The organism is Caulobacter sp. Root343 (assembly GCF_001425745.1).
Lineage (GTDB): Bacteria > Pseudomonadota > Alphaproteobacteria > Caulobacterales > Caulobacteraceae > Caulobacter.
On sequence record NZ_LMDF01000005.1, the window covers coordinates 728,066 to 751,089 of the forward strand.

25 protein-coding genes are annotated in these 23,024 nt (G+C 68.1%); 16 read left to right on the forward strand and 9 right to left on the reverse strand.

Features of this window, described 5'->3' with window-relative positions:
- Positions 1 to 122: 122 nt before the first annotated feature.
- Together mutL and ASC70_RS07330 are read left to right on the forward strand one after the other, a co-directional pair.
- Positions 123 to 2,024, forward strand: coding sequence for a DNA mismatch repair endonuclease MutL (mutL, locus tag ASC70_RS07325; RefSeq protein WP_056048150.1), 1,902 nt, complete (start codon positions 123 to 125; stop codon positions 2,022 to 2,024).
- Between the two features lie 163 nt (positions 2,025 to 2,187).
- Positions 2,188 to 2,598, forward strand: coding sequence for a VOC family protein (locus ASC70_RS07330; protein WP_056048153.1), 411 nt, complete (start codon positions 2,188 to 2,190; stop codon positions 2,596 to 2,598).
- 6 nt (positions 2,599 to 2,604) lie between these two features.
- Here the strand turns inward: ASC70_RS07330 and ASC70_RS07335 are convergent, their stop codons facing one another.
- Both ASC70_RS07335 and ASC70_RS07340 read right to left on the reverse strand, forming a co-directional pair.
- Positions 2,605 to 3,927 (reverse strand): hypothetical protein, encoded by a 1,323-nt coding sequence (locus tag ASC70_RS07335; protein WP_056048157.1) that lies wholly within the window; start codon positions 3,925 to 3,927, stop codon positions 2,605 to 2,607.
- A gap of 88 nt (positions 3,928 to 4,015) precedes the next feature.
- Positions 4,016 to 4,612 carry a GNAT family N-acetyltransferase gene (locus tag ASC70_RS07340; protein WP_056048160.1) on the reverse strand — a complete coding sequence of 199 codons (597 nt, stop codon included), beginning with the start codon at positions 4,610 to 4,612 and terminating at the stop codon, positions 4,016 to 4,018.
- Between the two features lie 145 nt (positions 4,613 to 4,757).
- Between ASC70_RS07340 and ASC70_RS07345 the strand changes: the two genes are divergently transcribed.
- Together ASC70_RS07345 and ASC70_RS07350 are read left to right on the forward strand one after the other, a co-directional pair.
- Positions 4,758 to 6,062, forward strand: a complete 1,305-nt coding sequence (locus ASC70_RS07345; RefSeq protein ID WP_056048163.1) for an acyl-CoA dehydrogenase family protein — start codon at positions 4,758 to 4,760, stop codon at positions 6,060 to 6,062.
- A 175-nt stretch (positions 6,063 to 6,237) separates the two neighbouring features.
- Positions 6,238 to 6,756, forward strand: a complete 519-nt coding sequence (locus ASC70_RS07350; protein ID WP_056048506.1) for a methylated-DNA--[protein]-cysteine S-methyltransferase — start codon at positions 6,238 to 6,240, stop codon at positions 6,754 to 6,756.
- Here the strand turns inward: ASC70_RS07350 and ASC70_RS07355 are convergent.
- Together ASC70_RS07355 and ASC70_RS07360 are read right to left on the reverse strand one after the other, a co-directional pair.
- On the reverse strand, positions 6,753 to 7,178 hold the full coding sequence (locus ASC70_RS07355; RefSeq protein WP_047408351.1) for a DUF4345 family protein: 426 nt from the start codon (positions 7,176 to 7,178) through the stop codon (positions 6,753 to 6,755). The genes ASC70_RS07350 and ASC70_RS07355 overlap by 4 nt on opposite strands.
- Positions 7,179 to 7,207: 29 nt before the next feature.
- Positions 7,208 to 7,591, reverse strand: a complete 384-nt coding sequence (locus tag ASC70_RS07360) for a VOC family protein (RefSeq protein WP_056048166.1) — start codon at positions 7,589 to 7,591, stop codon at positions 7,208 to 7,210.
- A 174-nt stretch (positions 7,592 to 7,765) separates the two neighbouring features.
- On the opposite strand from ASC70_RS07360, the gene groES reads away from it, so the two are divergent.
- The 5 genes from groES to ASC70_RS07380 all read left to right on the forward strand — a co-directional run bounded on the left by groES (position 7,766) and on the right by ASC70_RS07380 (position 11,421).
- Positions 7,766 to 8,056, forward strand: coding sequence for a co-chaperone GroES (gene groES / locus ASC70_RS07365; RefSeq protein ID WP_010918572.1), 291 nt, complete (start codon positions 7,766 to 7,768; stop codon positions 8,054 to 8,056).
- A 58-nt stretch (positions 8,057 to 8,114) separates the two neighbouring features.
- Positions 8,115 to 9,758: a chaperonin GroEL gene (gene groL / locus ASC70_RS07370; RefSeq protein ID WP_056048168.1), complete on the forward strand. Its 1,644-nt coding sequence runs from the start codon at positions 8,115 to 8,117 to the stop codon at positions 9,756 to 9,758.
- Positions 9,759 to 9,924: 166 nt separating this feature from the next.
- Positions 9,925 to 10,752, forward strand: coding sequence for a hypothetical protein (locus ASC70_RS07375; RefSeq protein WP_056048174.1), 828 nt, complete (start codon positions 9,925 to 9,927; stop codon positions 10,750 to 10,752).
- Positions 10,753 to 10,922: 170 nt separating this feature from the next.
- Entirely contained in the window at positions 10,923 to 11,054 is a 132-nt protein-coding gene (locus tag ASC70_RS25540; RefSeq protein WP_235519285.1) for a hypothetical protein, read from the forward strand.
- 52 nt (positions 11,055 to 11,106) lie between these two features.
- Positions 11,107 to 11,421, forward strand: a complete 315-nt coding sequence (locus ASC70_RS07380; protein WP_056048179.1) for a hypothetical protein — start codon at positions 11,107 to 11,109, stop codon at positions 11,419 to 11,421.
- A gap of 1 nt (position 11,422) precedes the next feature.
- On the opposite strand, the gene ASC70_RS07385 is transcribed toward ASC70_RS07380, so the two are convergent.
- The gene (locus ASC70_RS07385; protein WP_082539828.1) at positions 11,423 to 12,445 is read right to left on the reverse strand and encodes an IMCp domain-containing protein; all 1,023 of its coding nucleotides are present in this window, start codon (positions 12,443 to 12,445) and stop codon (positions 11,423 to 11,425) included.
- Positions 12,446 to 12,604: 159 nt separating this feature from the next.
- On the opposite strand from ASC70_RS07385, the gene ASC70_RS07390 reads away from it, so the two are divergent.
- Complete coding sequence (locus ASC70_RS07390; protein WP_056048182.1) at positions 12,605 to 13,783, forward strand: DUF3089 domain-containing protein; 1,179 nt, start codon at positions 12,605 to 12,607, stop codon at positions 13,781 to 13,783.
- Between the two features lie 80 nt (positions 13,784 to 13,863).
- Here the strand turns inward: ASC70_RS07390 and ASC70_RS07395 are convergent, their stop codons facing one another.
- Positions 13,864 to 14,046 (reverse strand): DUF1328 family protein, encoded by a 183-nt coding sequence (locus tag ASC70_RS07395; protein WP_047408368.1) that lies wholly within the window; start codon positions 14,044 to 14,046, stop codon positions 13,864 to 13,866.
- A 108-nt stretch (positions 14,047 to 14,154) separates the two neighbouring features.
- Between ASC70_RS07395 and cobT the strand changes: the two genes are divergently transcribed.
- The 4 genes from cobT (at position 14,155) to ASC70_RS07415 (ending at position 18,255) form a co-directional block, all read left to right on the forward strand.
- A complete protein-coding gene (gene cobT, locus ASC70_RS07400; protein WP_056048185.1) occupies positions 14,155 to 16,092 on the forward strand; it encodes a cobaltochelatase subunit CobT in 1,938 nt (645 codons plus the stop codon).
- On the forward strand, positions 16,089 to 17,174 hold the full coding sequence (locus ASC70_RS07405; protein ID WP_056048187.1) for an esterase-like activity of phytase family protein: 1,086 nt from the start codon (positions 16,089 to 16,091) through the stop codon (positions 17,172 to 17,174). Before cobT ends, ASC70_RS07405 begins: the two co-directional genes overlap by 4 nt.
- Positions 17,175 to 17,379: 205 nt before the next feature.
- The gene (locus ASC70_RS07410) at positions 17,380 to 17,691 is read left to right on the forward strand and encodes a hypothetical protein (protein WP_056048190.1); all 312 of its coding nucleotides are present in this window, start codon (positions 17,380 to 17,382) and stop codon (positions 17,689 to 17,691) included.
- Between the two features lie 264 nt (positions 17,692 to 17,955).
- Positions 17,956 to 18,255 carry a hypothetical protein gene (locus tag ASC70_RS07415; RefSeq protein ID WP_047408380.1) on the forward strand — a complete coding sequence of 100 codons (300 nt, stop codon included), beginning with the start codon at positions 17,956 to 17,958 and terminating at the stop codon, positions 18,253 to 18,255.
- A gap of 151 nt (positions 18,256 to 18,406) precedes the next feature.
- Here ASC70_RS07415 and ASC70_RS07420 read toward each other — a convergent pair whose 3' ends face one another.
- Together ASC70_RS07420 and rpmB are read right to left on the reverse strand one after the other, a co-directional pair.
- Positions 18,407 to 18,745 (reverse strand): hypothetical protein, encoded by a 339-nt coding sequence (locus tag ASC70_RS07420; protein ID WP_156396146.1) that lies wholly within the window; start codon positions 18,743 to 18,745, stop codon positions 18,407 to 18,409.
- A gap of 203 nt (positions 18,746 to 18,948) precedes the next feature.
- Complete coding sequence (rpmB, locus tag ASC70_RS07425) at positions 18,949 to 19,251, reverse strand: 50S ribosomal protein L28 (protein WP_047408390.1); 303 nt, start codon at positions 19,249 to 19,251, stop codon at positions 18,949 to 18,951.
- Positions 19,252 to 19,529: 278 nt separating this feature from the next.
- On the opposite strand from rpmB, the gene ASC70_RS07430 reads away from it, so the two are divergent.
- Entirely contained in the window at positions 19,530 to 20,015 is a 486-nt protein-coding gene (locus ASC70_RS07430) for a DUF3617 family protein (RefSeq protein WP_056048196.1), read from the forward strand.
- Positions 20,016 to 20,385: 370 nt separating this feature from the next.
- Here the strand turns inward: ASC70_RS07430 and ASC70_RS07435 are convergent, their stop codons facing one another.
- Positions 20,386 to 20,961, reverse strand: coding sequence for a methylated-DNA--[protein]-cysteine S-methyltransferase (locus ASC70_RS07435; protein WP_056048199.1), 576 nt, complete (start codon positions 20,959 to 20,961; stop codon positions 20,386 to 20,388).
- An 81-nt stretch (positions 20,962 to 21,042) separates the two neighbouring features.
- On the opposite strand from ASC70_RS07435, the gene ASC70_RS07440 reads away from it, so the two are divergent.
- Positions 21,043 to 22,674 carry an amidohydrolase gene (locus tag ASC70_RS07440; RefSeq protein WP_056048203.1) on the forward strand — a complete coding sequence of 544 codons (1,632 nt, stop codon included), beginning with the start codon at positions 21,043 to 21,045 and terminating at the stop codon, positions 22,672 to 22,674.
- Positions 22,675 to 23,024 lie beyond the last annotated feature (350 nt).

Sequence of the window (23,024 nt, forward strand, 5' to 3'; positions counted from 1 at the left end):
CTAGAATGGTCGATCTCCTTCCTCGTTGGCCGATCGCGGTTCGCTCGGCAACTTAAGGAGTTGCAATGCTTGGCCTCGCCTCCCTCAGGAGACGGGCCGGCCTGCCTTGTGAAAGTCCGCCGATGCCCATCCGTCGCCTGCCGCCCGAGACCGTCAACCGCATCGCCGCCGGCGAGGTGGTCGAGCGCCCGGCCAGCGCCATCAAGGAACTGGTCGACAACGCCATCGACGCGGGCGCGACGCGGATCGAGGTCGAGGCGCATGGCGGCGGCCTGACCCGCATCCTGGTGGCCGACGACGGCTGCGGTCTGTCGGCCGACGAACTGCCGGTTGCCATCGAGCGCCACGCCACCTCCAAGCTGGCCCCGGACGCGGACGGCCTGTGGGACCTGCTGCGCATCCACACCATGGGTTTCCGGGGCGAGGCCCTGCCGTCGATCGGCTCGGTGGCGCGGCTGACCATCAGCTCGCGGGCCAAGGGCGCCAGCGACGCCCATTCGATCCTGGTCGAGGGCGGCCAGGTCGGCGACATCGCCCCCGCCGCCTTCCCCGGCCCGCACGGGGCGCGGATCGAGGTGCGCGACCTGTTCTACGCCACCCCCGCCCGCCTGAAGTTCATGAAGTCCGAGCGGGCCGAGGCCTTGGCGATCACCGAGGAGATCAAGCGCCAGGCCATGGCCAACGAGAGCGTCGGCTTCTCGCTAGACATCGACGGCCGCCGAGTGCTGCGCCTGCCGCCGGAGCATCCGGGTCCGCAAGGTCGCCTTGCCCGCCTGTCGGCCGTGCTGGGCCGCGACTTCCAGGACAACGCCATCGAGATCGACCAGGTCCGCGACGGCGTGCGGCTGTCGGGCTTCGCGGGGCTGCCGACCTACAACCGCGGCAACGCCGCCCACCAGTACCTGTTCGTCAACGGCCGGCCGGTGCGCGACCGCCTGCTGCAAGGCGCCCTGCGCGCGGCCTATGCCGACTTTCTGGCGCGGGACCGCCATCCGACGGCGGCGCTGTACGTCACGCTCGACACCGCCGAGGTCGACGTCAACGTCCACCCGGCCAAGGCCGAGGTGCGGTTCCGCGATCCGGCCCTGGTGCGCGGCCTGATCGTCGGGGCGCTGCGCCACGCCCTGGCCGGCGCTGGCCACCGCGCCTCGACCACCGTCGCCGCCCAGGCCCTGGACAGCATCCGCGCCCAGCAGAGCCCGTTCCCGGGTTACCAACCGGGCCCCTCCCCCGCCGGCTTCTCGGCCTGGCGCGAGGGCGGCTGGACCCCGCCGACCCAGCGGGCGATGGACCTGCCGGGCCTGTCGGACGTGTCGGCCCGTGTCGAACCCAGCTATGGGGGCGAGCTGGCCGAGGTGGTGCGCGAGGCCTACGCGAACATCGCGTTCGAGGATCGTCCGACGGCGGACTATCCATCGGCGACCGCCCCTTTCGACCCCGTCGACTTCCCGCTGGGGGCGGCCCGGGCCCAGGTGCACGAGACCTACATCGTCGCCCAGACTCGCGACGGCATGGTCATTGTCGACCAGCACGCCGCCCACGAGCGCCTGGTCTATGAGCGTATGAAAGGCGAGATGGCGGGCGGCGGCGTGTCCCGCCAGACCCTGCTGCTGCCCGAGGTGGTCGACCTGGATCCCGCCGAGGCCGAGCGCGTCGTCGCCCGCGCCGACGAGCTGGCCAGCCTGGGCCTGGTCATCGAGAGCTTCGGCCCCGGCGCGGTGCTGGTGCGCGAGACCCCGGCCCTGCTGGGCAAGACCGACGCTGCCGCTCTGGTCCGCGACATCGCCGACGATCTGGCCGAGAACGGCCAAGCCCTGGCCCTGAAGGAACGGCTGGAGGAGGTCTGCTCGACCATGGCCTGCCACGGCAGCGTCCGCGCCGGCCGCCGCCTGAACGGCGCCGAGATGAACGCCCTGCTCCGCGAGATGGAGGCCACGCCCCATTCAGGCCAGTGCAACCACGGCCGGCCGACCTATGTCGAACTGAAGCTGGCCGATATCGAGAAGCTGTTCGGGCGACGGTAGATATCCTCCCCCGCGATGCGGGGGAGGTGGCCCGGAGGGCCGGAGGGGGCCATCTGGACGCACGCCGCGTTAGCCCCCTCAGTCGCTCCGCGACAGCTCCCCCGCAGCGCGGGGGAGCATCTTTGGCTCCCAGGCGTTCGCCTCCAAATCTGGAGGTCTCGCCATGGAAATCCACCGCGGTCGCCTGATCGACCACATCCAGCTTCGCGCTAGGGATCTGGAGACGACCAAGCGCTTCTATCGCGCGGTGCTGGCGGTGCTGGACGTCCCGGTCAACGAGGACGGCGCCCACCTGGACGCCGACGAGATCTGGATCGACGAAGGCGAACCGGCCACCCACATCCACCTGGCCTTCCAGGCCAAGGATCAGGAAACCGTGAGGCGGTTCCATGCGGCGGGTCTGGCCGCCGGCGGCCGCGACAACGGCGGGCCGGGCGAGCGGCCCTATCACCCCGGCTACTATGCCGCGTTTTTGTGGGATCCGGACGGCAACAACATCGAGGCCGTCTATCACGGGCCCAGCGAGCGCTCGGCCGACAGCGTGGTCTTCAGCTTCGAGATGCCGAAGGGCTAGCGCCCCTTAGGCCGCGCTTTGGGCCAGGGCCAGCGGCGCGCCCTCGGCGGCGGCGACCGGCTTGTCCATCAGGTCGGTCACGGCAGGGCCCTGCACGCGGACGATGCCCCCGGCCCGGCAGGCCTCCAGCTCGACGGCCGAGCTCACATTGGCGATGGCCTGGGCCACGCCCTTGGCGGTGTAGCCGCCCTTGCGCTCGACGAACTTCAGGATCTGCTTCAGGCGGTCGTGCTCGGTCTCGCCGTTGAGGACGAGGGTGATGGTGTCGACCAGCTCGGGCGGCATGCCCTGGATCGGGAAGGTCGGGTCGGCGACCTGCACGTCCATCCGGGCGAAGCTGCCCTTCAGGAAGGCGCGCATCTGCTGCAGCATGCCGATCGAGGCTTCGCGCGGCGTGCAATAGATGGTCGCCGTCAAGCGGGGCTGATGGTCCAGCGGGTAGCGCGACAGCCGGCTCTTGTAGGCGTCCTGCGACGAGGGGGTGGTCAGATTCCAGAAGCCGAACGGCACCTGGATCTCGCCGAACGGCGCCAGCTTCAGGGCCGCCTGCACGTCGGTCAGGGCGATCAGGTCGCGCTTGAGCAGCTTGGCGTCGTCCTCGGGCGGCGGTCCGATCAGGTCGGCCCGCATGCCCATCTTCGAGCCGACGAACGCGCCTTCGGCCAGATCGTAGATCCCCCACCAGCCGGTCTCGGCCGGCGGCGGCGGGGCCTCGACCTTGGCCGGAGCCTTGACCATGGCCGGACCCGGCGGCGGATCGGACTTGGCGTGGGCGATGATCGGCGGCGCCTCGGGCGCCGGAGCGGCGGGCTTCGCCGGCGGCGCGACAATCGGAGCGACGGAAACCGGCGCGGCGGGTTCGGCCGCCTTGGCCTTCTCGACGGCGTAGGCCGCGGCCTCCTCGCGGGTGGAGGGCATCGGCTCCACCGAGTCGGCGGTGATCATGTGAATCCGGCCGGGCTCGCCGGCATAGCCCTCGCCCGCCATCAGGCCGGCCAGTTCCTTCTGCGACAGCGCCGCGAAGTTCAGCACCGCCGACTCGTCGCCTTCGAAGGTCATCAAGGCGATCTGGCCGATGGGGCGGCCCGGGAACAGCACCTTTTCCAGCTCGCCCGCCAGGCCTTGCACCTCGGTCGGGTCCAGGTGCTCGACATTGTGGTCGGCCAGGACGAAGGCCAGGGGCGCGACGGCCCCGCACTTGCGCGGCGCGCGCCAGCGGGCCTTCAGGAACGCGTCCGCGACCCCCTGAGCCTTGTGCTTGGGGATATCCCCCGGCCGGCTCTCGCCGTCGGCGGTGAACAGGATGCGCAAGCAGGCGATGGCCGTCATGGGACCCAAACCTAGGGCCTCAAGATTGGAAAAGTCTTACAACCGACGAGATAACGGCGATTTATTTTCCAGGGCAGTCAAGCTTAGCTTAGACGAAGGTTTCGCTGAGCCGGAACTCCAGCCGCTCGCGGATCGCCGGCCAGTCGTAGTCGGTGATCGAGAACACGGCGGTGTCGCGCACATGGCCGGTCCAGGTGACCTTGTGGCTGCGCAGCACGCCTTCCTTGCTGGCCCCCAGCTTCTCGACCGCGGCCTGGCTGCGGGCGTTGCGGACGTCGACATTGAACTCGACGCGGATAGCCCCGGCCTTCTCGAAGGCGTGGGCCAGCATCAGGCGCTTGCTCTCCGGATTGACCGGACCCGAGCGCGCCTCGGGGTTCAGGAAGGTCGAGCCGATCTCCAGCCCGCCGTGCAGGCGTCGGATGTTGAGGTAGCTGGAGGTGCCGATCACCTGGCCGTCCGACAGGCGGCGGATGGCATAGCCGACACGCTCGCCCCGGTCGGTCTCGCCCTGCAGCGCGCCCCAGAAGTCCTCGAAGCCCTCGCCGCAGCCGTTGACCGACATGATCTCCCAGCTGGCGGGATCGCAGTCGATGGCGGCCTTCAGTTCGTCGCGGTGGTCGACGGTGATCGGTTCGAGCCGCACGTAGCGGCCCTGCAGGATGTCGGCGGTCAGGTTCAGCATGGCGGTGTTTTCCGTCAGGACGGGCGGCCTGACAACCCGGTTCTGCGCTTGGGACCACGCTGCGTGCTTGCCCCGCGCGTCAGGGCGGTCTACAACCACTTCAAACAACTGTTTGACACAACGAGAAGCGGGTAGAGGGAACGCCATGGACTTCGACATCTCCCCCAAGCAACGCGTCTTCATGGATCGCGTCGTCGCGTTCATGGACGAGCACGTCTATCCGGCGATCCCGGCCTACGAGGCCGAGATGAACGTCCTGGGCGCCGAGCGCTGGAAGGTGGTCCAGGTCGTCGAGGAGCTGAAGAAGAAGGCCAAGGCCGCGGGCCTGTGGAACTTCTTCATGCCGCCGCACAGCGGCCAGACCCATGTCGAAGACACCTTCGAGTTCGAAGGCGAGCAGCTGACCAACCTGGAATACAGCCTGATCGCCGAGCAGATGGGCAAGGTCGGCTTCGGCTCGGAGGTCTTCAACTGCTCCGCGCCCGACACCGGCAACATGGAAGTGCTGATGCGCTACGGCACGCTGGCGCAGAAGGAGCGCTGGCTGCGGCCGTTGATGAACGGCGAGATCCGCTCGGCCTTCCTGATGACCGAGCCGGCGGTGGCCAGCTCGGACGCCACCAACATCGAGACCCGCATCGAGCGCGACGGCGACGACTACGTGATCAACGGCCGCAAGTGGTGGTCGTCGGGCGTCGGCGATCCGCGCTGCAAGGTCGCCATCGTAATGGGCAAGACCGATCCGGAGGCCTCGACCCACAGCCAGCAGAGCCAGGTGCTGGTGCCGCTGGACGCGCCGGGCATCGAGATCGTCCGCATGCTGCCGGTGTTCGGCTATGACGACGCCCCACACGGCCATGCCGAGGTCATCCTCAAGGACGTCCGCGTGCCGGTCGAGGAGGGGCTGTTGTTGGGCGAGGGCCGCGGTTTCGAGATCGCCCAAGGCCGCCTCGGTCCCGGCCGCATCCACCACTGCATGCGCACCATCGGCACGGCCGAGGTGGCGCTGGAGAAGATGGTCAAGCGGCTGATGACCCGGAAGGCGTTCGGCAAGTACATCTCCGATCACTCGGTCTGGGAGCAGCGCATCGCCGAGGCCCGCATCGACATCGAGATGTGCCGCCTGCTGTGCCTGAAGGCCGCCGACATGATGGACAAGGCCGGCAACAAGTCGGCCCGGCTGGAGATCGCCATGATCAAGGTCGCGGCCCCGCGCCTGGCTCTGAAGATCATCGACGACGCCATCCAAGCCCACGGCGGCGGCGGCGTGACCAGCGACTTCGGCCTGGCCAAGGCCTATGCCGGCATCCGCACCCTGCGCCTGGCCGACGGCCCGGACGAGGTCCACTGCCGCACCATCGCCCGCATGGAAATGTCGAAGTACGGGGATCTCGCCTACAAGCAGAAGGCCGAGCGCGAAGCGGCGCAGCAGGTGCCGGGGATCCGGTAGACCACTACTGACTTGCCCCCTCCGGGCCTGCGGCCCTCCTCCCCCGGAGGGGGAAGAAGGATCGTCGCGTCGTCTTCCCCCTCCGGGGGAGGAGCGCGAAGCGCGGAGGGGGCAAGCAGTCTGGGCCGCAAAATCCGGGCGGACAGGCTCCCCGCCCCCGGCGATGATCGCCGTCATGAGTCGTCCCGACCGCCTGATCCTGGACCGCGCGCCCTCGCCGATCGGCGAGCTGCTGATCGTCACCGACGAGCACGGCGCCCTGCGCGCCCTGGACTTCCACGACCATGAGCATCGGCTGGACCGTCTGCTGCGGACCCACTACCGGACGCTGCGGCCGGAGTCGGGCGCCGCGCCCGCCGCGATCCGCGAGGCCATGGCGGCCTATTTCGCCGGCGAATTCGCGGCCCTGCGCCGGATCGCCTGGGCGACCAACGGCACGGCCTTCCAGCACGCGGTGTGGACGGCGCTGACGGAAATTCCGGTTGGGGAGACGATCACCTATTCCGAACTGGCCCGCCGCGCCGGCCGCCCGGCCGCGATCCGCGCCGCCGGCCACGCCAACGGCTCCAATCCCCTCAGCATCGTCGCGCCCTGTCACCGGGTGATCGGCATGGATGGGTCGCTGACCGGCTATGGCGGCGGCGTCGAGCGCAAGCGCTGGCTGCTAGCCCACGAGGGCGCCCGGCCTCTTTAGGCCAGGCCCACGCCGCGCAGCACCACCTTGCCGACCTGGAAGAACGGCAAGCTCAGGGTGATCCCGATCAGGGCGTTGAAGATCATCGCGCCGCTGTTGTAGCGCCCCGCCTGGTCGTCCAGGGCCGCCGACAGCGCCCGGCCCGCCGCCGCGCCCAGCCAGGCGACCGCCAGGGCCAGGGCCATGGCCGCGCCGATCCGCGGCTGGTAGCCGAGATACAGCGCCGCCACCCCGTGCGAGGCGATCAGCACGCCGCCCAGGGCCCGTCCTTCGGCGAACAGCGGCGGCTTGGGGGTGTCCTCGTCGGCCAGACCGGCCAGGCCCAGCATGGTCTGCGGCCGGGCCAGGATCATGCCGCCCAGCGTCCCGCCGATCACGCAGGCCAGGACCGCCAGGAACAGCGACAGGACGTAACTCGACATGCGGCAGGGGCTCCCCTTGTGGACCAGCTCTATTCCGGCGCCCGGCAGACGGCTTCGACGTTGAAGCCGTCCGGATCCAGCACGAACGCGCCGTAATAGTCTTTATCGTAATGTGGGCGAAGTCCGGGCGCGCCATTGTCGCGACCACCGGCCTTCAGCGCGGCCTCGTAGAACGCGTCGACCTGGGCGCGGGTCGTGGCGGCGAAGGCGACATGCAGCTTGCCCTGGGTGGCGTTCCGATCGGAGATCCAGAACATCGGCCGCTTGGCGCCATAGCCGACGGCGTTTGCGCCGCCAGTGAATTCCAAGGGTACGACATACAACTGGCGAACCCCGAGCGGCGCCAGGGCGGCGTCGTAAAAGGCCGCCGAGCGCTGGAAGTCGGCCACGCCGAACCCCACATGATCGAACATCGAACCCTCCCGCGTTGATCGCGTCGAAAAAAGTTCGTCAGCGACGTCCTTGACTCCCCGGAGGCCGCTGCCTAACTCACGCACGGCGTTGGCACTCAAGAGGGGCGACTGCTAACAGCGCCGTTCCCCTCGCTGACGAAGCCCTTACACAAACCGTTCCGACGGAGAACAACAATGAAATTTCGTCCCCTGGGCGACCGCGTCCTCGTGAAGCGCGTCGAAGAAGAAACGAAGACCAAGGGCGGGATCATCATCCCCGACACCGCCAAGGAAAAACCGCAGGAAGGCGAAGTCGTCGCCGTCGGCCCCGGCGCGCGCAACGACAAGGGCGATGTCGTCGCCCTGGACGTCAAGGCCGGTGACCGCATCCTGTTCGGCAAGTGGTCGGGCACCGAAGTGAAGGTCGACGGTCAAGACCTGCTGATCATGAAGGAAAGCGACGTCCTGGGCGTGGTCGAGGCCTAAGCCTCCCCCGTTCCCAATCGCTTTCGAACCCACGTTTCTCTTTTAGAAGGGCTCTAACATGGCCGCTAAAGACGTCTATTTCTCCTCCGACGCGCGCGACAAGATGCTGCGCGGCGTCAACATCCTCGCCAACGCGGTGAAGGTGACCCTGGGCCCCAAGGGCCGCAACGTCGTCATCGAAAAGTCGTTCGGCGCCCCGCGCTCGACCAAGGACGGCGTCTCGGTCGCCAAGGAAATCGAACTGGCTGACAAGTTCGAGAACCTCGGCGCGCAGATGATCCGCGAAGTCGCGTCGAAGACCAACGACAAGGCCGGCGACGGCACCACCACCGCCACCGTCCTGGCGCAAGCCATCGTCCAGGAAGGCCTCAAGTCGGTCGCCGCCGGCATGAATCCGATGGACCTGAAGCGCGGTATCGACAAGGCCGTGCACATCGTCGTCGCCGAGATCAAGAACTCGTCGAAGAAGGTCACGACCAACGCCGAAATCGCCCAGGTCGGCACCATTTCGGCCAACGGCGACAAGGAAGTGGGCGACATGATCGCGCGCGCCATGGCCAAGGTCGGCAACGAAGGCGTCATCACCGTCGAGGAAGCCAAGACCGCCGAGACCGAACTCGACGTCGTCGAAGGCATGCAGTTCGACCGCGGCTACCTGTCGCCGTACTTCATCACCAACGCCGACAAGATGGAAGTTCAGCTCGAAGAGCCGCTCATCCTGCTGTTCGAAAAGAAGCTCTCGTCGCTGCAGCCGCTGCTGCCGGTGCTGGAAGCCGTCGTCCAGTCGGGCCGTCCGCTGGTGATCATCGCCGAGGACGTCGAGGGCGAAGCCCTGGCCACCCTGGTGGTCAACAAGCTGCGGGGCGGCCTGCGCGTCGCCGCCGTCAAGGCTCCGGGCTTCGGCGACCGCCGCAAGGCCATGCTGGAAGACATCGCCATCCTGACCGGCGCTCAAGTCGTGTCGGAAGACCTGGGCATCAAGCTCGAGAACGTGTCGCTCGACATGCTCGGCCGCGCCAAGAAGGTCTCGATCACCAAGGACGACACCACGATCGTGGACGGCATTGGTGAGAAGGAAGCGATCGAGGCCCGTATCGCCCAGATCAAGCGCCAGATCGAAGACACCACGTCGGACTACGACAAGGAAAAGCTGCAAGAGCGCCTGGCCAAGCTGGCCGGCGGCGTCGCGGTCATCCGCGTCGGCGGCTCGACCGAAGTCGAAGTGAAGGAAAAGAAGGACCGCGTTGACGACGCCCTGAACGCGACCCGCGCGGCCGCCGACGAAGGCATCGTCCCGGGCGGCGGCGTGGCTCTGCTGAAGGCCTCCAAGGCCCTGGCGAACCTGACCGGCGACAACGACGACCAGACCGCCGGCATCGCCATCGTCCGTCGCGCCCTGCAGGCTCCGATCCGTCAGATCGCCGAGAACGCCGGCGTCGAAGGCTCGATCGTGGTCGGCAAGATCCTGGAAAGCGACAACGCGACGTTCGGCTTCAACGCCCAGACCGAGCAGTATGTCGACCTGGTCGCCGACGGCGTCATCGACCCGGCCAAGGTCGTCCGTACCGCTCTGCAGGACGCCGCCTCGGTGGCCGGCCTGCTGATCACCACGGAAGCCGCCATCGTCGAAGCCCCGAAGAAGAACGCCGGTGGCGCTCCGGGCGGCGGCATGCCGGGCGGCATGGGCGACATGGACTTCTAATTTAAGAAGTCTGCGTCAGCTCAACGCTGAAACGAACGAGGGCGGGGCCGCGAGGCTCCGCCCTTTTTCGTGCTCTTGGCGCGGCCACTACCACATGCCAAAAACACCTCAGGTAGCGCTCGAGAGCGCACATGTCCTTGGGGGATGTTTCTTGAAGCACAAACTCATGGCGGCGATCTGCGCGGCCGCACTGGTTCCTCAACTCGCCTATGCTGGCGCATGCTCCACGCTGGAGAGCGGCGGGATCCCAGCGACCCAGGACTTTTCGGCCATCCTCGACAAGGCCCGGTCAGTCAACGTCACCAAGGACGAGTTCGAAACCACCGAGGCCTACAAAGCCCGCCTGGCGAACGTCGGCAAGCAGGCGTTCGGGGACACCGAAGAGCTGGTCTTCGCCTGGAAGATCCCACCGGAACTGATCACCTACAACGCGGACAACCAGAACATCTTCATTCCGCCCTATCATTATCGTTCATGCCCTGGCGTGTGGCCTCCTCGCTCGGCGGTGTTCACGGTGGGGAAGGTCAACCGCCTTCTCGGCAACAACTCGGTCGCCTGTCTGGCCCAGACCGTCTCGAAGCACGCGGAGCCTTCCTACACGGGCACGAACGCGATGGGGGCCCAGATCCAGATCGACGTCACGCGCGAGCAGCGCCAAGGCGTGTTCCTGGGCATGCATGACGGCTCCTACGATGCCGTACACGGTTACAACGCCAGCATGATGGTGATCCCGACGACAATGTCCGCCATCGTCCTGCCTCCGGACGGCGCGCGGTCGCTCAAGGAGAACGGGGCCTTCGTCATCGTCGCCCGCCCGCGCGCGCCGCTCTATTTCGAAAGCCGCGGCGAAAGCACGCCGACCTTCGACAAGCCGCAGAAGACCCAGTGGGAAAACCAAATGCTGGTTGCTGATGTCCTCTGCACCGCCGTGATCGACACCAAGGCCAATCAGGTGCGCAAGCTTCACTGGGACAAGCCCAAAGGCGTCCGCTAGATCTGTTCGCGCCGACGTCATCGACAAAGGGCGGGGCCGCGAGGCTCCGCCCTTTTTCACGGCCTTACGGCCAAGCCTGTCACTTTTTCGCCATTTTTTGATACGGCCACGCATCCAAAGCGCGGCCGTCGCGTTAACGCCTCCGCAACATCTCGAGCATGGAGGCGGTGATGGCGTTCGTGCGTGAACTTCCGAACCATCGGCGGCGGCGCTCGTCGCGGAGCACGGTGGTTCTTCTGGTGCTGTCGGGCTGGCTGGTGCTGGGCCTGATCAGCCAGGCGGCGTTCCAGCTGATCGGCTGACCTTCGCCCTTTCGATCTTTCGGCCGGGGGCGATGGGCGCTACATGCGGCGGATGTTCCGCCAGCGCCCCGACGCCGATCTGATCGTTCAAGGCTGGGTCATCGGCGTGATGGTCGAGGTCCCGGGCGAGCGTACGCCCGTCCGCCACTACTTCGCCGTCGGCAAGGCCGACCGGGCCCAGGCCGAGTGGGCGGCCGTGGACCTGGCGATGAATGCCGGCTCGGTGGCCTCCAGCCCCGTGGGCGGGGCCGAGCCGGTCGAGGCGCTGCGCGAGATCGTCGCCTATCGCATGCGCGAGCTGGGCCTGAGGTCAGGCGAGGCGCGGGCTCTCGGTGACAAGAGCCCGCGTCGCTGGCTGTCGCTCTGACCTAGTGGTGTTTGCCGCCGCCGCAGCCGCCGCAGCCGCCGCCACCCGAATAGCCGCCGCCGACATGGACCGAGCTGGACGCCGAGGCCGAGGCGGACGCCGCGCTCGACGCCGAACCGCTGGCATAGCCGCTGGACCAGCCGCCGCCGACCAGGCCGACGCCGCCATAGCCGCCGCCACGTCCGCCGGACGCGTGGCCGACATAGCCCATCGGCAGCGGCGGCGGTGCGACATAGCCCCAGGCGCTAGCCGGTTCGGCATGGGGGTTCCAGCCGCCGCCGACGCCATAACGCGAGCCGGATGAGTACCCCGAGGCGCCGTAGTAGGAACTGTCGCTGCTCTCCTCGTAGCGTGAGCTCTCGGACTCGTAGGTCTCTTCATAGGACTCGACCGCAGCGCCGCCGCGATAGTCGCGATAGCCGTGATCCTCGCGACGCGGGCCGCAATCGCAGTCCCGAACCGGCGGCGCGCGGTCCACGCGGACCGTGCGGTCGATATAGACGGGCCGCTCGACGATCCGGTCCACCGGAACCCTCACGATCCGTTCGACCGGAACCTCGACCCGCTTCTCGATGATGCGGTCGACGGGACGATCGACATAGACCGGCTTCTCCACGATGCGGTCGACGGGCACCTCGACGCGCTTTTCGATGATCCGGTCGACAGGGCGGTCGACATAGACCCGCTTCTCGACGATCCGGTCCACCGGCACCTCGACCAGCTTCTCGACCGGCACCTCGACGCGCTTCTCGACGACCACGGGCCGCTCGATCACGACCGGCTTCTCGACGATCTTCTCGACGGTCACCGGATGGTCGACATAGACCGGCACGCGCTTTTCCACGACGACCGGGCGGTCGACATAGACGACCTTGACGCGCGGCCTGGGTCGTTTCGAGACATGGGCCGGAGCGTGCGTTCGGACTGGCGCGCCGGGGAAGCCGTCGGCCAGCACCGGCGACACCGCCGCCCCGCCCACGAAAGCCGCCGTCGCGCCGGCGATCAGAAGAGTCCTGAGGTTCATCACCCACCTCGATACAAAGCTTTGCCGTCCCAGGGCGGGACAGCTCGAGGTTGTCCTCGCAACCCGCGGGCCAAAACCGACCGGCCCCTCTTGGCGACCACCGTTCTTTTGGTCATGCTCCGCGCCAAACAAGCGTTCGAGCGCTTTGGGGAGACGACGATGGCGAAGATTCTTGCCGGCAGGGCCTTGGCGGCCTTGGGCCTGACCGCGGGGCTGGCCCTGACGACCGTGGCCTGCGCCCAGGCCCCCGTCGCGTCCACCGCCCCCAACGACTATGGCAAGACCGAGAACTGGCTGTGCCTGCCCGGCCGCCAGGACGCCTGCGCCGTCGACCAGACCACCACCATCGTCCAGGCCGACGGTAAGACCTCGACCGAGGCCTTCAGGCCCGCCACTGACGCGGCTTACGACTGCTTCTACATCTATCCGACCGTCTCGACCGATCCGGGCGGCAACAGCGACATGGTCATCGACGCCGCCGAGCGGCGTGTGGTCGAGCAGCAGTTGGCCCGCTTCGGGTCCAGGTGCCGCGTCTTCGCGCCGATGTACCGCCAGGTTACCCTGGCGGCGCTGCGCGCGGTGATGATGGGCCAGCCCTCGCCCGGCAACGGCGCGCTGGCCTATGGCGACGTCCGCGACGCCTGGCGCTGGTACCTGGCCAACGAGAACAAAGGCCGGGGCGTGGTTCTGATGGGCCACAGCCAAGGCGCGCGGATGCTGCTGGACCTCTTGAAGAACGAGATCGACGGCAAGCCCGCGCAGAAGCAGATGATCTCGGCCTATGTCCTGGGCATGAACACGCCGGTCGCGGACGGCAAGTTCGGCTCGATCCCGCTGTGCGTGAAGGCCGACCAGGCCGGCTGCCTGGTGACCTATGTCTCGTTCCGCGAGACGAGCCCGCCGCCGGCCAACAGCCGCTTTGGCAAGACCGACGATCAGGGCCGCCGCGCCGGCTGCGTGAACCCGGCCGCCCTGCTGGCCGGCAAGGCCTCGACCGAGCCGGCGGTGCTGCATTCCTATCTGAGCAGCAAGGGCTTCGGCGCGGTTTCGGGCCAACCGCCGAAGCCGTTCGCCAAGGACCTGACGGTGTCGACGCCGTTCGTGTCCCTGCCCGGCCTGATCTCGGCCCGCTGCGTCAGCGAGGGCGACTTCACCTATCTGGCGGTCAAGGTGAACGCCGACCCCGCCGATCCGCGCGCCGACGAGATCACCGGCGACGTGGTGGTCGGCGGCGGCGTCCTGAAGGACTGGGGCCTGCACCTGATCGACGTGAATCTGCAGATGGGCGACCTGAACGCCCTGGTCGACCGGCAGGCCAAGGCCTACGCGGGACGCTAGGGCCCACCCACGGGTCCTAGCGTCATCTCATGCCGGCGGCGTGTCGACGATCGCTCCGGCCCGCGCAAGGCGCGCGGCGGCTATTTCGGGCCGGCCGCCGCCTTGAACACGGTCGCGCCCAGCAACATCACGATCACGAAGCCGAGCAGGAACAGGAAGAACAGGATCTTGGCGATCCCGGCCGCCGCGCCCGCGACGCCGGTGAAGCCGAGGCCGCCGGCGATCAGGGCGACGATGGCGAGGATGATGGCCCACTTGAGCATGCTGGTTTCCTTCCAAGGACGCACGAGAGGCGTCGTTGCAAAATTCAACGCCTCGTAGACGCACGCCGTTCCTTGTTTTCGCCGCCCGGCGCGGCTAACCCAGACGCCATGGCCTCCAAGCCCGAAAGCCCGACCGAACCCTTCAAGCGCGCCCTGGCGCACGCCGCGCGCTCGCTCGCCGAAACCCCCGATCTGGAGGTCGTATTCTCGGGCGACGGCCCGCAGCTTCTGGGCAACCGGGCGATCCTGCCGCATCCGCCGCGCGACCTGACCAGCCGGGAGGCGGCCCGCATTCGCGGCCTCGCCGACCAGATGGCCCTGCGCCTGGCTCACCACGATCCGATGGCCCACGCCCGCGCCCGCCCGGCCTCGCCCGACGGCCAGGCGGCCTTCGAGTCGATCGAGCAGGCCCGGCTGGAAGCCATCGGCGCCAACGCCCTGGGCGGCGTCCGCCAGAACCTCACCGCCGCCCTCGAGGCGCGGCTGGAGAAGCAGGGCCTGACCCGCGCCGTCGCCACCGACCGTCAGTCCGCCCCGATGGCCGAGATCCTGGGCCTGATGGTGCGCGAGCGCCTGACCGGCGACGCCCCACCCGACGGGGCCAAGGCCTTGGTCGACATCCTGCGCAACGATATCGAGATGAAGGCCGGCAAGGACCTGGATCGCCTGGCCGCCGCCATCGACGACCAGGCCGCCTTCGCGCGGGTGACCCGCGAGATCCTGCGCGACCTCGATCTCGGCGAGGAGATGTCCGACGCCACCGAGAGCGCCGACGACGAGGACGGCAACGAGGAAGAAAGCCCGACCGAGAACTCCGACGAGGATCAGGGCGAGGGTGAAGGCGAGCAGCCCGAGGGCTCCTCGCCGCAGGAAAGCGAGTCCTCGGACCGCGAGACCGAGGCCGGCGACGAGGAGATGGTCCAGTCCGACCAGGACGGCGAGGTTGAGGAAAGCGACGAGAGCCCGGACATGGGCGACGGCGCCAAGCCCGCCCGGCCAGACACCGGTCCGTCGCAGGGCGGCGAGCCGCTCTACAAGATCTTCACCACGGCCCACGACGAGATCGTCCCGGCCGAGGACCTGTGCGACGCCGAGGAGCTGACGCGGCTGCGGGCCTATCTGGACCAGCAGCTGTCGGCCCTCTCCAGCGTGGTCTCGCGCCTGGCCAACAAGCTGCAGCGCCGCCTGCTGGCCCAGCAGAACCGCGCCTGGACCTTCGACCTCGAGGAGGGAATGCTGGACGTCGCCCGCCTGACGCGGGTGATCATCGACCCGACCGCGCCGCTGTCCTTCAAGCAGGAGGAGGACCAGGAGTTCCGCGACACGGTCGTCACCCTGCTGATCGACAATTCCGGCTCGATGCGCGGCCGGCCGATCATGGTGGCGGCGATCTGCGCCGACATCCTGGCGCGCACCCTGGAGCGCTGCGGCGTCAAGACCGAGGTGCTGGGCTTCACCACCCGCGCCTGGAAGGGCGGAACCAGCCGCGACGAATGGATCAAGGCCGGCAAGCCGGGCGCGCCGGGCCGCCTGAACGACCTGCGCCACATCATCTACAAGGCCGCCGACAGCCCCTGGCGCCGGGCCCGCAAGAACCTGGGCCTGATGATGCGCGAGGGCCTACTGAAGGAAAACATCGACGGCGAGGCCCTGATGTGGGCGCACCAGCGGCTGATCGGCCGGCCCGAAGCCCGCCGCATTCTGATGGTGATCTCCGACGGCGCGCCGGTGGACGACAGCACCCTGAGCGTCAATTCGGGCCACTATCTGGAGCGCCACTTGCGCCAGGTCATCGCCGAGATCGAGGGCAGGAGCCCGGTCGAGCTGATCGCCATCGGCATCGGCCACGACGTCACCCGCTACTATCGCCGCGCCGTCACGATCGTCGACGTCGAACAATTGGGCGGCGTGCTGGTCGAGCAGTTGGCCGCCTTGTTCGAGGAAGAGCCTCGCGCCGTCGTCCGTGCGCGCGGCCTGCTGGCGCCGCCGCCGGTCGTCACGCCCCAGGCCGGCAAGCCTTCGAAAGCCGCCAAGGTCCCGGCGTGATCGGACTGCGCTCGGCCCTCGCCCTGTCGATGATCGGCGGCCTGAGCGGCTTCGCCACCCAGTGCACGCCGCGTAAGCCGCCGCCGGTAGTGGTCGCCACGCCCGCCGCGCCGGTGAAGGCTGGACCGGAAATCGGCGTGACCGCCACGCCCGTGCCGCTGGACGCCGCCAATCCCGCCAAGACGACGCTGGAGGGCGGCTTCGCCTATGCCGGCGGCCTGGCCCTGACCAGCGCCGACACGTCGCGCCTGCACGGCCTGTCGGACTTGGCGGTCGGGGCGGGCGGCCAGCTGATGGCGATCAGCGACGAGGGCGACCTGTTCGAGGCCCGGCTCCAGCTCGACCAAGCCGGCCGGCTGGTCGGCCTGACCGACGGCAAGCTGCGGCCTCTGGTCGGCCTGAACGGCCAGCCGCTGCAGGGCAAGCGCGAAAGCGACGCCGAGGGCATGGCCGTGCTGCCCAACGGCGACCGCCTGGTCAGCTTCGAAGGCAATCACCGGATCTGGCTCTATCCGGCCCTGCCGGACGGGACCTGGGGAACGCCCCGCCCCGCGCCCAAACCGGCCACCGTCTTCCCGGACAACGAGGGCATGGAGGCGCTGTCGGCCTATCCCGCCGCCGGCCCCGACGCCTATCTGGTGGGCGGCGAGGAGGGCGAGGTGTGGCTGTGCCGCCTGTCGGCCGACTGCAAGTCGCTGCCGCCGCAATCGGGCCCGGACTTCACCTGGGGCCTGACCGGTTTCGCGCCCTTCGAGGGGACGGCCGTCGGCACCCTGCATCGCGGCTTCGACCCGATCCGCGGCTGGCGGGCCGTGGTGCGGTTCATTTCCGACCCGACCAAGCCCCTGACCCAACAGCGCACGACCGCCGCCCTGCATATCGACGGCTCGGCGCCGCGCGACAATTACGAAGGCCTGGCCCTGACCCGCTCACCCACCGGCGGCACGCGGCTCTACCTGCTGTCGGACGACGGCGCGATCGGCAACCAGCGCACCCTGCTGCTGGCCTTCGACTGGACGCCGCAGCCCCTGCCGCAGCCGATGCTCTCGCCGGTGAAGAAGCGCCCCGTTCGCAGACGCTAAAGCCGTTTCGTTGCGAATGAGACCGTTTCGTTGGTAATTATATGATTGTATTGATATTTTTTCCCAAAGCAGCACCATCGCACTTGCAATAGGTACCGGTAACATATAGTCATGACCTCGACGGACGACGAGGCGAGAACCCGGGGCCGTCAGAGGAACGCACCTGGAGGCGGTTGAATCCAACCTCCTTTTCAGGACTATCAAAATGATCCGTCTGCTCGTTATCGCCATCAGCGCCCTGATGGCCACCGCCGCCGCCACCTCGGCCAGCGCTGGTGAAATCACCGTCAAGGTCGCCGGCCGCGCCACTCCCGCGGTCCACGCCGACATCGTCAACGCCGCCAAGCAGATCTGCGCGGACGACCTGACCGGCAATCCGTACGCCGCCGACATCGCGCCCTATTGCGTGCGCGAAGTGGCCCGTGACGCCATCAGCCGCACCAACAGCCGCGACCTGGTCGCCTACGACAAGGCCCAAGGCCGCAGCGTCTATTTCATGCGCGTCGCCAGCCGCTAATCCGCGGTCGAAGCGTCGAAATGAGGCCCGCGAGACTTCGGTTTCGCGGGCTTTTTCGCGCCTGCTCCAGATCGCGCAATCGGTTGTTCGCGCGCGAACCTTCTATTTTGCACGCGAAGGACGCATTGCAACATAACCATTGATAACCCAGTAGAACGTTGCTATATGCAACGGGACGGCCAAACAGGCGACAGACCGGAAACGGACCGTCAGGGGAACGCGTCTGGAGGGGGTTGCTCACAACCCTCTTTCGGGACCATCGAGATGATCCGCTCCATCGTTCTGGCCGCCTCGGCCATCGCTCTGTTCGCCTCCGCTCCCGCCTCGGCCGCCGAAATGCGCGTCAAGGTCGCCGGCAAGTCGGCCGCCGAAGTCCGCGCCGACATCGTCAAGGCCGCCTCGACCGTGTGCTGGCAGGACGTCCGTGGCGAAGCCCTCGCCGGCTATCTGTACCCGGCCTGCATCCGCGCCTCGGTCAATGACGCCGTGGCCAAGATCAACAACCCGGCTCTCAGCGCCTACAACTCGGCCAACCCGTCGTCGGGCGCCGTCGTCGCGCGTTAAGCGACGCCTGCAGTACCAAGCTTTCCAAACCCGCCGCGGCTCAGTCGCGGCGGGTTTTGCTTTGTCTGGATGCAGCTTCGGGCGCGGGACGAAGCTCCGCTTACGAGCAGAAGACCAATGACAACTTCGCCCCAGCGCAGACGTTCTGCGATCAGCAGGAGAACTCGTACGCCTGGTCTCCGATGGCATTCAGTCTCAACCGCTTGGCTGCAGCGCCCAGCGCCTTCTCAACGGTCGCAAATTCCAGCTCATCAGCACCTTGTGATTCCAAGTACTGAAGCAGCCTCCACGTGTCGATCACATCCGATCGGGGTAGGTTTTGGTGCATGTCGACGACGCGCCCGTCCACAGCGCTCGTGAACCTCAACCCGGCTCCATGGCGCTGAAAAGTCCAAGCGGCTCCGTCGGTATCGACGCGCCCTTGGCGGGGTATGTCCAAGACCACCTGCGTAAAGCTGATGCCGGGATAGAGGCTGGTAAACGCCGCCATGAGCTGGGCTTGCGTCCGACAGAACTGGGTAAGGACGCTCGGGTGCAATTCCATTGTCTCAGCCTACCGACGCGGGCGTCAGCCATCCACCCATCGCCGTCGCCCTGAACGCCCAGGGCGAATACCCCCCGCCCCCACCCACGACGAAAAGCCCGCCGGGAGCGATCCCGGCGGGCTTTCTGTCGTCGGTAGACCGTCGAGCCTTAAGCGGCGGCTTGGACGGCGGCCTTGGCCTTGGCCTTGACCTGCGACTTGATCTTCAGGGCGCGCGGCGACAGCTGCTCGTCCTTGGCGCCCAGCAGGAACACGTCCAGGCCGCCCTTGAAGTCGAGCGTGCGCAGGGCCGCGTTGCTGATCCGGAGCCTGAAGCTCTGGCCCAGCGACTCCGACTGGAGCGTGGCGGGCGACAGGGCCGGCAGGAAGCGGCGCTTGGTCTTGATGTTCGAGTGGCTCACATTGTGGCCGACCATCGGACCGATACCGGTAAGTTCGCAACGGCGCGACATAGTGATTACCTTGGCTTGGGCGAAGCCGTCCGGCTCAACAAAGAACCTGGCCCCGCATAAGATATGAATTCGGGCACACGGTTGGACCAGGCCGACCGCGCGAGAGCGGGCGATATAGGCGAAGGCTCCCCCCTGAGTCAAGGCTGGTTTGGCTCCTCGAGCCCCTTACTCGCACGTCAGATCTCGCGCGGCGCGAAGGAACTCCGCGCCTCACCGTCGCCTTCAAGCACGGTTCATTTGGCTCTCTATATATAGGCCGCACGAAGGAGACCCGCCGTATGCGTTCGACCACCCTCGCCGCCTCCGCCCTGGCGCTCGCCGTCGGCGTCGCCCTGGCCGGCTTCAGCCTGGCCCAGCCGGTGGTGCGCACGCCGGCCCATGCCGCCGCGAAGGCGACGATTCTCCCTGGCCACTGGGAGTATGACTACAAGATCGGCGTCATCCCGGTCAGCAGCGAGACCAAGTGCCTCAAGCCCGCCGACGCCGAGCAGTTCTCGCGCGGCATCTGCACCCGCCGCTATCGCTGCGACTACACGACCAATGTGGTCAAGGACGGCAAGATCCAGCTGAAGGGCACCTGGACCGACAAGAAGGACCGCGTCTCGCCGGTTTCGGCCGAGGGGGTCTATTCGCCCGAGAGCTTCAAGATGGACATCCATCTGAAGACGATCAGCGGCATGGCCCTGGCCGGCAGCCTCAACGCCAAGCGGATCTCCGCCGAGTGTCCGCCCGAAGAGAAGACAGGCGAAACGGCGGCGAAGTAGCCGCCGGCTCCGGAGACTCCGGCGAAACCGATTTGTGGTTAATCCGCCTTAAGCTACAATAGCTTGTAGGGAACAAACACTGAATCGGGGAACGTCGCCGATTCGGTCCTGATTCGTTTCGCCCCTGTTCGGCCGCGCGTTAGCACCTGTTAATCGGGGCGGGCGGAGGGGTTTCTCCCTTTAGGACTCACGGCCATCTTCCCTCTCCCCTTGCGGGAGAGGGTGGCCCGCGAAGCGGGTCGGGTGAGGGGTCGAAAGTCGTGTCCGCCGCGACCAGCGGCCGGTGCAGGGCGCCAAGCCGACAGGACTATCGACCCCTCATCCGTCGCCTGCGGCGCCACCTTCTCCCGCAAGGGGAGAAGGACGCTCCCTACCCCCCGCGCGGCGGCGCGATCGAGAACTCCAGGTCGAAAAGGGTCGGGACCTCGCTGGTCCTGGCCCGCTCGATGGTCAGCAAGCGGGCCTTGGTTTCCGCGCCGCCCGGGGCCGAGAAACCGCCCATGCCGCCGGAAGCCGCCAGCACGCGGTGGCAGGGCACCACGATCGGCCAGGGGTTCTCGCCCAGGGCCTTGCCGACCGCCCGCGCCGCGCCGGGTTCGCCCATCGCCTTGGCCACCTCGCCATAGGTCGAGACCTCGCCCGGCGTGATGGCCCGGGCGATCTCGTAGACCCGAAGGTTGAAGGCCGGCTGTTCGCCCACGTCCAGCGGGATGTCGGAAAGGTCGTCGCGACCGCCGGCCAGCAGGTCGCGGATCCGCTCGATGACCTTCTCGATCTCGGCGGGAGGATCGCCCTCGACCGCCTCGGGAAAGCACCGCCGCAGCCGCGCCCAGGCCGCGCCCGGCGAGCTTTCCGGCAATTGCACGCCGACCAGGCCGCGCTCGCCCCAGGCCAGGCCGCAGCGGCCGATCACGGTGTCGAAGAGGATGAAACCCTGGGCGGTCATCCGGAAAAAATAGCAGGCCTGTTGCGACTTTCGAGGGGTGCGCCATACGTTTTCCGATTCTTGCTGAGCTTGGAGAGCCCCGTGCGCCGGATCCTCATCGCCGCCTTGCTGGCCGCGACCCCGTTTTCCGCCGCTCACGCCGGCGATCTGCTGATCCACGGCGGCCCGATCCACACCGGGGTCGAGGCCGCCCCGACCGCCGAGGCGGTGCTGGTCCGCGACGACAGGATCCTGTTCGTCGGCCCGCTGGCCGCCGCCCGGGCCAAGGCGGCCAAGGGCGTCCGCGACCTCGACCTGAAGGGCGCCGCGGCCTATCCGGGCTTTGTCGACGCCCACGCCCATCTGACGGGCATCGGCCTGCGCGAGCTGACCCTGAACCTGGACCAGACCCGGTCGCTGGCCGAGCTGGTCTCGACGGTGAAGGCCTATGCCGCCGCCCATCCGGACGGGCCGATCTTCGGCCGGGGCTGGATCGAGACCCACTGGCCCGAGAAGCGCTTCCCGACCAAGGCCGACCTCGACGCCGCCGCGCCGGGCCGGATCGTGGTGCTGGAGCGGTCCGACGGCCACGCCAGCGTCGCCTCCAGCGCCGCCCTGGCCAAGGCCGGGGTGACGGGCGCCACTGCCGACCCGGCCGGCGGCAAGATCCTGAGGGGGACCGACGGCCGGCCCGACGGCATGCTGATCGACCACGCCCAGGCCCTGGTCGCCGGCGTCATCCCGCCGCCCAGCGAGGCCCTGAAGCGCGAAGCCCTGCGCAAGGCCGGGGCGCTGTATGCATCCCGCGGGTGGACCGGCCTCGACAATATGAGCGTCATGGCCGACGACCTGGCCTTGCTGCGCGACGAGGCCGCCAAGGGCAGCTTCCACATCCGGGTCGACAATTACATGGATCCCAGCGGCGCGGCCGAGGTGCTCTCCAAGGGCCCGCAGGTCGATCCGACCGGCCTGATCCGGGTGCGCGGGATCAAGCTCTATATGGACGGCGCCCTGGGCTCGCGCGGCGCGGCGCTGCTCGAACCCTACAGCGACGCCGAAGGCCTGGGCTTGCAGCTGACCCCCCAGGACAAGGGCCTGGCGCTGATGAAGCAGGCCAAGGCCGTCGGAGCCCAGGTCGCCATGCACGCCATCGGCGACCGCGGCAACCGCATGACCCTGGACTGGTTCGAGCAGAGCCTCGCCGGCGACAAGGCCGCCCGCTGGCGCATCGAGCACGCCCAGATCGTCGCCGACACCGATGTGCCGCGGTTCGCCAAGCTGGGGGTCATCGCCTCGATGCAGCCCAGCCACGCGATCGGCGACCTCTATTTCGCCCCCGCCCGCCTGGGCCAGGCTCGCCTGCACGAGGGCTATCGCTGGAAGGATTTCCTCACCGCCGGCGTCGTCGTGGCCGCCGGCTCGGACGCCCCGGTCGAGGTCGGCGACCCGCGCATCGAGTTCTACGCCGCCGTCTACCGCCACAGCCTGACCGGCTTCGCCAACGCCGACTGGCACCTGGAAGAGGCCGTCACCCGCGCCCAGGCCCTGAGAATGCTGACCCTGGCCCCGGCCTATGCGGTGTTCCGGGAGAAGGAGCTGGGCACCTTGGAGGCCGGCAAGAAGGCCGACGTCACGGCGTTCGACCAGGACCTGATGACGGTTGAGCCCAAGGCGATCCTGACGGCCCAGCCCGTGCTGACGGTGGTGGATGGCAAGGTGGTGTTCGAGAAGTAGGGTCACTGGCCCCCTCCGCGCCTGCGGCGCTCCTCCCCCGAAGGGGGAAGAAGGCGTCGCGCGATCCTTCCGCCCCCTCCGGGGGCGGAAGGCCGCGAAGCGGCCAGGTGGGGGCAAGTGACATCGGCTTCACGCGGTTTACCGCTGAAGTTGGTGGGGAGGCGACGGAGCGGCCGGGCGAACCCGGATCTGCAACAGCGCCAAGCTTGTCCAGGGGCTTCGCCTACCCACTCACCCTCCCACCGCTACGCGGCGGGCCCCTCCCTCTCTCCATGAGAGAGGGATTTTGGTGGATGCCCTCGCTTGCGTGGGACCCCCTTCTCCCCCGGAGAAGGAGCCCTCCCTACATC